This window comes from Neobacillus citreus (genome assembly GCF_018343545.2).
Classification (GTDB): domain Bacteria; phylum Bacillota; class Bacilli; order Bacillales; family Cytobacillaceae; genus Neobacillus; species Neobacillus citreus.
On sequence record NZ_JAGYPE020000121.1, the window covers coordinates 1 to 5,725 of the forward strand.

Genomic DNA, 5,725 nt, shown 5'->3' on the forward strand with positions numbered 1-5,725 from the left:
AACTATCTACTAATCTATCGATTAGCGACATTTGTTATATTAACATAATGCCCTTCTCTTTGTCAACCTTCATCAAGATAATTGATGAAACAGAACTTTTCTTCCAACTATCTCGCATCAGCGACAATGATTATATTACTACTCAAATGAATGTTCGTCAACTGCTATTTTTAACTATGATAAAAGTTCATTTCAAATAGTATTTTTTATTTTTTAAAAACGTTTAGTTTTCTTCTGCTTAGGAAAAAATACTTAAGTAATTTTTCTCTAGGAAGGGGCTGTTAATATGAATTTCAATCCAATGAAAAAAGATAATGATACAGATTTCGTCGACTCAAGCGCTCAAGAACAACTAGGCAATTCAACCGATTCAGATAAGAATCCTGAATTTGACGAACTTGGAACACCTCTTAATGAAATTTAAGGTTAAAAAAACCCTTTGCCAAAGCTTTCCCTGGCAAAGGGTTTTTTTAACCTTAATCCTTAATGTATTTCCAGCACTACTGGACAATGATCACTACCCATAACATGAGCGTGAATATCGGCATTTTTTAAACGCTCACTTAAAGTTTGCGAGACGATGAAGTAGTCAATCCGCCATCCGATATTTCTTTCCCTAACTTTATTCATATATGACCACCACGTATAAGCTCCCTCTTTATCCGGATAGAAATGGCGGAAGCTGTCGACAAATCCTGCCTTCAGAAGGGTTGACATTTTAGCACGTTCTTCGTCTGTAAAGCCTGAATTCCCTACATTTGATTTCGGATTCCTTAAATCAATTTCCATGTGGGCAACATTTAAATCGCCGCAAAAGACAACAGGCTTTATCTTATCCAGCTCTTGCAGATGCTGAAGAATCCGCACCTCCCATTCCAAACGGTACCCTAGCCTTGCTAAGTCTCTCTGGGAGTTTGGTGTATATACATTGACCAAGAAAAAATCAGGGAATTCTAAGGTGAGAATTCGGCCTTCATTTTCATCATCTTCCTGTCCCACTCCATATTTAACTGATAACGGTTCAGCTTTTGTAAAAACAGCCGTACCTGAATAACCTTTCTTAACGGCATAGTTCCAGTATTGATGATAGCCTTCTAAATCCAGACTAATTTGCCCTTCTTGCAATTTCGTTTCCTGAATACAAAAGATATCCGCATCCACTTCATGAAAATATTCCAAAAAGCCTTTTTTCACACAAGCTCTAAGACCGTTTACATTCCAAGAAACTAGTTTCATTTATTGATCCTACTCCCTTATGACTCTTATTCTATTTAATAAAGGTCATTGTATCAGCTTTAGGAGCCACACGGAAAGGATTTTGTTCAGAAAATAAATGGAAAAAGGCAACGAATCGCTGCCTTTATTAGGGGATAAATTTCTTTTCAATTAATTGATTGTCAAGAAGCTGTGATACAGGAACAATTTTGATATTCTTCTTTTTAAACTCGTCCATCGACTGCAAAATTCCATTCGAGCAGACTTTCCCAGTCACTCCAACATGGCCGATCGCAATAGCCTTTCTTTAGGTCAGCGGTAATGGGTTTTTCCCCTTGTTACACGTTATTAGTCCTAATGAAAAAGAGAGCTAAAATTCAGCTCTCCCGTTAAAATTATTCTTCATCAAAAACGCGTACTTCTTTCATGGTGTCACCGTTTCTCATTGATCTTACAGCCTCAAGATCAGAAGTTACTTGCCCAAAAACAGTATGAACGCCATTTAGGTGCGGCTGTGATTCATGAACGATAAAGAATTGGCTGCCGCCAGTGTCTCTTCCCGCATGAGCCATGGAAAGTGAACCAGGTACATGCTTATGTGGATTGCCTTCCGTTTCACACTTGATAGTGTAGCCGGGACCACCCATTCCTGTTCCTGTAGGGTCACCCCCCTGAGATACGAAGCCCGGAATTACTCGGTGAAAAATAACTCCATTGTAAAAACCTGAGTTCGCCAGTTTCTCAAAGTTTTCAACTGTCCCCGGCGCTTCGTTTTGAAATAAATCAAACTCGATTTTCGCGCCATTTTCCATCAATATGTATCCTTTTTTAGCCATATATAACACTCCTTATGTAAAAAATCATCTTAATCATACACTTTTCATCAAAGAAAAGAAAGTATTGGCACATTTGCCCATTTATATTTCTTACAGGAGTGTGTTAAAATAATCTCACCCCTTCCGAACATTCGCTTGTTGCGGGACACTTAACCACTGTACGGACGGAAGGGGCAGCCGAGACTTTGTCTCGGCTTTTTTATTTTTCTTCTTTTTCCAGCCATTGAAAAAACGTCGTTACCGCTGATAAAAATAAAAGATACCAAAAAAAAGTGTAAATGTGCTTCCACTCCACCGCATGCTTAAACAAGCCAAGAACCTCAGCTAATTTTTCTAGAATGGGCATTAATAAGCTGGCAAACAGGATTACACCCATCCTCCCCCATTTATTCAAACCAGCAATCACATATAAAAAAACGGCCATAAATATCGGAAGTACCACCAGCGTAAACCCGATATTTATGGAAAAAACGTCCGCTAGCGGGCGAAACGTAAACTCATACATTCCCTTCCCTACAAAATAAAGATCCAAATAAGTCCCTATTAATGAGCCGAGCACACCGCCAGCCAACACATGCTTAAAAGTTAATCGTCTTTTTGGCAAGAGCTGCGATTTCAAGTCGTTCAAGTGTTTTACAGAGTTCATCCCTTATCTCCCCGTCCATCATTTCCATATCGTCCACTAAATAATCCGCAACACGCCAGTCTTCAAACCAATCCCCAGGCTCCGCTTCCGTCTGGGTGACATTTTTCCAGGCATTTTCAAGATTCGGGCTGTAAAATTTTCTCGCTCCCTTCCTAAGCCTGCAGGATTTCAGACGCAGCGGATAAGTTATACCGGGTGTCCCCTCATTCACATTATTAAATAGATGCGGCCAATAATCCTTTCGCGATCCAGTATGCGGATGCAATTTTGCCCATTCCAAAGCTTGTATATGAAAATCTTTATTTTTAAAAAGAACGGAATATAACCTTTTCCCAAGTAAAATCCGTTCATGCAGGGATTCAAATTGATGAAGCGTCTGGCCCTTCAGCCCGCCATCCCCATAAGGAAATAGAATATGGTTGAAGGAAAGCACGTCCTGTAGAAAAAATTCAAACTTATTTAATACTTCTTTCTGGTAAAACTGATTTTGAACCACCCTTTTTTCCAAGTAACTCTGTTCGTTAATGACCATTGCAATACAATGAATATAGCGGTCATGATTTTCCCAAAAATGATTCCAAATCGTTTCCATAAAGGTCGAAACATTTAAATGCGAAAGCATATAAAACATTGGTTTACCCCTGCGCAGACTTTCCTCATAAAGCAGAAATTGCGGATAAACATCCTGGAAAATCAACCAATTACCTCTCTCCAAAAAAGAAAAAAACGAATCTCTTTCTTTTTTTGATAGCAGTTTCGTTAAAAATTCCCCTTTTAAATCGGTCATGTTGTACCCGCCGTTTCGTGAAACCATATGACCCAAAAACGCCCATTGGATATCTGGGTACTGGAGATAGAAATCAAGGTAGGCTTTTGTCCTTGTGACATTATTAAGGTTATGTTTTGCTGTTACCTTTTTTATATTTTCTAAAAGAACTTGATCTCTCCCTGTTAACGGGATCTGGACCACAGCTGCCCCTTTATTTTTTTTTCTTAATTCTGCCCGGATGATTTCTAGCGGCGGTTTGTCACGATTCCTCCAAAAAAACAAGGCAAATACCCCCAATACGAATGGTCCTTGCACAATAGGAATATGTATAGCCTAAGGAGTTTTGCCTAAGAAAGGAGTGACCTGCAGGTGGATATACAAATGGGTATCGATTGGATTATTGACAGGCTTAGAAAAGACCAATCTCCCGACGGCTCCTGGGATTATCCTTTTGATACAGGAATTTCAACAGATGCTTATACCATCATTTTATTACGCACATTGGAGATACATGATGAAGAATTAATCGAAGGTCTTTGCAGGCGGATTTTAAGTAAGCAGGAAAAAAACGGGGCTTGGAAGCTTTTTTATGATGAGGGAAATGGAAATGTATCATCTACACTGGAGGCGTACTATGCCCTCCTTTTCTCCGGATATTACTCACAAGAAGACAAGAATTTACAGGCGGCAAAGAAATTTATTTTAGCCCATGGAGGTCTAAAAGAGGTTAGTACGTATACGAAAATCATGCTAGCCCTAACTGGCCAATACAGGTGGCCTTCGTTTTCACCACTGCCAATTGAAGTTATTCTTTTGCCGACTAACTTCCCGATCAATTTCTATTCCTTTTCTGTGTTTGGGCGGGCTAATTTGACACCAATAATGATTCTTGCCTCCAAGAAGTTATCGATAAAAGCTAAAAATGCTCCCGACTTAACCGACCTGCACATCCACCGGGAGGCAGACGAACAATGGATTCGTTCGGATGAATGGCGCTCGTTGTTATCCTTGATTGAAAATGGAGTGGAGAATTTAATTGGCATCCCGGAAGAGCTCAGAAACTTAGCACTTGAACGAGCAAAAAAATACATGCTGGACAGAATTGAACCGGACGGAACATTTTTAAGTTACTACAGCAGTACCTTCTTAATGATTTTTGCCCTGCTCTCACTTGGCTATAAAAAAACGGACCCGGTTATTACCAAAGCGATTGAGGGACTAAAGTCCATGAAATGTGAAATAAACGGTTTTCCCCATATGCAATACACAACAGCAACTGTTTGGAATACATCCTTAATAAGTTTTGCCTTGCAATCAGCTGGATTATCTCCGGAAGACACCATGGTTGCAGAAGCAAATCGTTACCTTTTAACTCGCCAGCAGCATAAATTTGGCGATTGGGTGATTCATAATCCCAACAGCTTGCCTGGAGGCTGGGGCTTTTCGAATATAAATACAATCCTGCCGGATGTGGATGACACGACCGCCTCCCTTAGATCACTTTCAAGAATTGCCTCCTCTGAAAAAGCGGCTTGGGAGAGAGGAATCAGTTGGACCTTGTCGATGCAAAATGACGACGGCGGCTGGCCAGCCTTTGAGAGAAAAGCCGATTCAAATTTGTTGAAATTATTGCCGTTAGAAAAAGGCGAGTTTTTACTAAAGGACCCGACATGTGCCGATCTCACTGGAAGAACATTAGAGTTCTTTGGTAATTATACAAATCTGCCCAAAAACCATACTGTCATAAAAAATGGCATCAACTGGCTTTGGAAAGACCAAAGGCGCGACGGCTCCTGGTATGGCCGCTGGGGAATTTGCTATACGTACGGAACCTGGGCAGCTATCACCGGATTACTGGCAGTAGACATACCAGAAAGGGACCAACGTATACAAAAAGCAGCGGACTGGTTAAAAAACATTCAAAATCCGGATGGCGGCTGGGGAGAGTCCTGTCACAGCGATTACCAAAAGACCTACGTTCCGCTCCGGTTCAGTACTCTTACCCATACCGCATGGGCACTTGATGCCTTGATTACACTTGCCGATAAACCGATTCCCGTGATTCAAAAAGGGATTGAATATCTATTAGAATCGTTAGATAAAGACGACTGGACAACAGAATATCCAAAAGGACAGGGAATGGGCGGAGCCTTCTATATCCATTACCACAGCTACCGGTACATCTTCCCGCTTATCGCCTTAACGCACTATCAAAAGAAATACCAATGATAAGAATCGACGGACTCCTTGAGCCGTCGT

Annotated in this window: 6 protein-coding genes; 2 read left to right on the forward strand and 4 right to left on the reverse strand. The window is 40.6% G+C overall.

The window, feature by feature from the left end; all coding sequences use genetic code 11:
* Window positions 1–286: 286 nt before the first annotated feature.
* The gene (locus tag KHB02_RS29230) at window positions 287–424 is read left to right on the forward strand and encodes a hypothetical protein (RefSeq protein WP_213145267.1); all 138 of its coding nucleotides are present in this window, start codon (window positions 287–289) and stop codon (window positions 422–424) included.
* A gap of 59 nt (window positions 425–483) precedes the next feature.
* Here KHB02_RS29230 and KHB02_RS29235 read toward each other — a convergent pair whose 3' ends face one another.
* The 4 genes from KHB02_RS29235 to KHB02_RS29250 all read right to left on the reverse strand — a co-directional run bounded on the left by KHB02_RS29235 (window position 484) and on the right by KHB02_RS29250 (window position 3,748).
* On the reverse strand, window positions 484–1,236 hold the full coding sequence (locus KHB02_RS29235) for an exodeoxyribonuclease III (protein ID WP_213145266.1): 753 nt from the start codon (window positions 1,234–1,236) through the stop codon (window positions 484–486).
* 374 nt (window positions 1,237–1,610) lie between these two features.
* A complete protein-coding gene (locus KHB02_RS29240; protein ID WP_213120631.1) occupies window positions 1,611–2,051 on the reverse strand; it encodes a peptidylprolyl isomerase in 441 nt (146 codons plus the stop codon).
* Window positions 2,052–2,250: 199 nt separating this feature from the next.
* Window positions 2,251–2,697 carry a CBO0543 family protein gene (locus KHB02_RS29245; RefSeq protein WP_241114194.1) on the reverse strand — a complete coding sequence of 149 codons (447 nt, stop codon included), beginning with the start codon at window positions 2,695–2,697 and terminating at the stop codon, window positions 2,251–2,253.
* Window positions 2,630–3,748 (reverse strand): DUF2515 family protein, encoded by a 1,119-nt coding sequence (locus KHB02_RS29250; RefSeq protein ID WP_213145335.1) that lies wholly within the window; start codon window positions 3,746–3,748, stop codon window positions 2,630–2,632. The genes KHB02_RS29245 and KHB02_RS29250 overlap by 68 nt, the downstream gene beginning before the upstream one ends.
* A 99-nt stretch (window positions 3,749–3,847) precedes the next feature.
* Between KHB02_RS29250 and shc the strand changes: the two genes are divergently transcribed.
* Entirely contained in the window at window positions 3,848–5,695 is a 1,848-nt protein-coding gene (gene shc / locus KHB02_RS29255; RefSeq protein ID WP_213145265.1) for a squalene--hopene cyclase, read from the forward strand.
* The last annotated feature ends 30 nt before the right edge of the window (window positions 5,696–5,725 follow it).